Raw genomic sequence first — 2,524 nt, 5'->3', positions numbered from 1 at the left:
GGGTTACGTTCGCCGGCATGAGTGATCGCGGCTATCGGCCACCCCGCGCGCTGTCACCGTTGCGTGAGCATCTGCGCGAGACCTTCTGGTTCGCTCCGACCCTGACACTGGTCTGCGCCATCGGCCTCTGGTTCGTCGCCTCGGCGCTCGACGAGCAGCTCGTCGCCTACCTCCAGGACGAACGGGCGTACGACGAGGTCAAGGACCTGCTCTCGATCGCCGAGGACACCAAGACGATCGTCGTCACGATCAGCTCGGCGATGATGACCTTCATCGGTGTGGTCTTCAGCATCTCGCTGGTGGCCGTGCAGATGGCGAGCGGGCAGCTCACACCCCGGGTGGTGCGGATCTTCGTACGGAGCCGGATCAGCAAGCTCACGCTGTCGGTCTTCCTGGCGACGTTCGTGTTCTCGCTGCTGGTCCTCAGCTCGTACGAGAGCGAGACCGACCCGCGCCGAGTCGTCTCCGTGCCGTTCCTGCAGAGTGTGCTGACCGCCGCGCTCGTCGGGCTCAGCCTGCTGCTCTTCATCGCGTATGTGAGCTCGACGCTGCGACTGATGCAGGTCGGCCCCGTCGTCGACCGCATCACCCGGGATTCCTTCCGGGTGCTGGGGCGGATGCCCGGCGGCCTGCCTCGGGAGGGGCCGCTCGCGGCCGAGACCGGCCGGCTCGTGCACGAGGGGCGGGCCGGGGTCCTGCGGGACGTGAACGTGGCACGGCTGGTGCGGGCAGCCCGGCGCCAGGGCGTCGTTCTCCGGCTGATCCCGCGGCTCGGGGACTTCGTCGTGCCGGGGACGCCGGTGCTGGCGGTGCACGGCGGGGCCGCGCCGCCCCGGCACGCGCTGCGGTACACGGTGTCCGTCGGGGTCGAGCGCACGCTGCACCAGGATCTGGCGTTCGGGCTGCGCCAGCTGTCGGACATCGCGCTGCGGGCCCTCTCGCCGGCCGTGAACGACCCGACCACCGCCGTGCAGTGCCTGGACCGGATCGTGCAGTTCCTGGCAGCAGTCGCGGACCTGCCCCTCGGCGCCGCCCACCACCGGGACCGCAAGGGGGTCGTACGGCTGGTGCAGGACGTGCCGGGGTGGGCGGATCTGGTGGATCTCGGCTTCGAGGAGATCCGGCGGTGCGCGGCGGGCAGTCCGCAGGTCACCCGGCGGCTGCTGGCCGGGATCGACGATCTCCTGCTGCTGACGGCGCCCGAGCGGCAGGGGCCGCTGGTCCGCCACCGTACGCTGCTGATTCAGGCGGTGGAGCGCACGGTGCCGGACGCGGACGAGCGGAAGTTCGCGCTGCTTCCTGACCGGCAGGGGATCGGGTGAGCCGGACTCCGCTTCTACGGCATCAGGTGGTAGTCCGGGAAGTTGCCCGGCAGGCGCTCGCCCGGCGGGCCCTCGGTCACGGCGCGGACCAGGAGTTCACCCCCGACGAAGGCACCGCGCCACGAGCCGCCGAAGCCGCCGAAGAGCTCCTCGCGGTCGCCCCGGGAGCGCGGCACGCCGTGGCCGACCTTGAACGCGCGGATCTGGGGGGCCAGCCTCTCGTACGTAGCCGGGTCGTCGGTCGAGAGGGTGGCGACCAGGGCCCCGTTCGAGGCGTTCATGGCGGCGAGGAGCTCCGCCTCCGTGTCGACCAGGACGATCGTGTCGACCGGGCCGAAGGGCTCCGCGTGGTGGAGCGGGGAGGACGGCGGCGGGTTGAGGAGCGTGACCGGGTGGAGGTAGGCGGAGGTGTCCTGGCCCGGAAGGAAGTGGCCGTCCGCGGGAGATGCGCCGGCGCGGTGCAGTGGGACCGCGCCCCGGTCGATCGCCTCGGCCACCTGGTCGGCCAGTTCCTCGGCCTTGGCCGCGTTGATCAGTGGGCCGAAGTCCAGGGCGGGAAGCGGATCGGCCGGGTCCGCCACGGCGAGGGGGTGGCCCACGCGCAGGGCGCGGACCGCCGGGAGGTACGCCGCCAGGAACGCGTCGAACGCGCTGCGCTGCACGACGAAGCGCGGGTAGGCGGTACAGCGCTGCTTCCCGTAGTCGAAGAGCTTCGGGACGACGGCGCCGAGCGCGTCCCAGTCCGTGTGGTTCCAGATGCCCCAGGTGTTGAGCCCCTCCTGTTCGAGGATGTGCCGTTTGCCGAGGTCGGCCACGGCGGTGGCGATACGGGCACCGGTGTCGCGGCCCCCGACGAAGGAGACGCAGCCGATCTCCGGTGAGCGGACCAGGGCCTCGGAGAGTTCGCCGCCACTGCCGCTGACGAGGGTGAGGGGGACGCCCTCGCGGGCGGCGAGCGCACAGGCCAGGGTCAGACATGCGACGCCGCCGTCGGTGGGGGCCTTCGCGATCACGGCGTTGCCGGCGAGGGCCTGCACCAGCATCGCGTGGACCAGCACGGACATGGGGTAGTTCCAGCTGGCGATGTTGGAGACGGGTCCCGGGAGCGGGGTGCGGTCGGTGAGCATCCGGTCGATGTTGTCGACGTACCACCGCACCCCGTCGATCGCCCGGTCGACGTCCGTCTGGGCGAGACGCCATGG

The 2,524-nt window shown here is 71.6% G+C and carries 2 protein-coding genes; one reads left to right on the top strand and one right to left on the bottom strand.

What is annotated here, in order from left to right:
- Positions 1-17: 17 nt before the first annotated feature.
- Positions 18-1,322, top strand: coding sequence for a DUF2254 domain-containing protein (locus tag J1C73_RS02320; protein ID WP_207314839.1), 1,305 nt, complete (start codon positions 18-20; stop codon positions 1,320-1,322).
- A 14-nt stretch (positions 1,323-1,336) separates the two neighbouring features.
- Here the strand turns inward: J1C73_RS02320 and J1C73_RS02315 are convergent.
- A partial coding sequence (locus J1C73_RS02315) for an aldehyde dehydrogenase family protein (protein ID WP_207314838.1) occupies positions 1,337-2,524 on the bottom strand: 1,188 nt, incomplete at its 5' end.

The sequence above is a fragment of the Streptomyces laculatispora genome (genome assembly GCF_017353455.1).
Taxonomy (GTDB): domain Bacteria; phylum Actinomycetota; class Actinomycetes; order Streptomycetales; family Streptomycetaceae; genus Streptomyces; species Streptomyces laculatispora.
This window is presented reverse-complemented; position numbering and strand designations above follow the sequence as displayed.

Excerpts from the sequence above, each read along its gene's own strand:
- J1C73_RS02320 (WP_207314839.1), top strand. The coding sequence starts at position 18 with ATGAGTGATCGCGGCTATCGGCCACCCCGCGCGCTGTCACCGTTGCGT.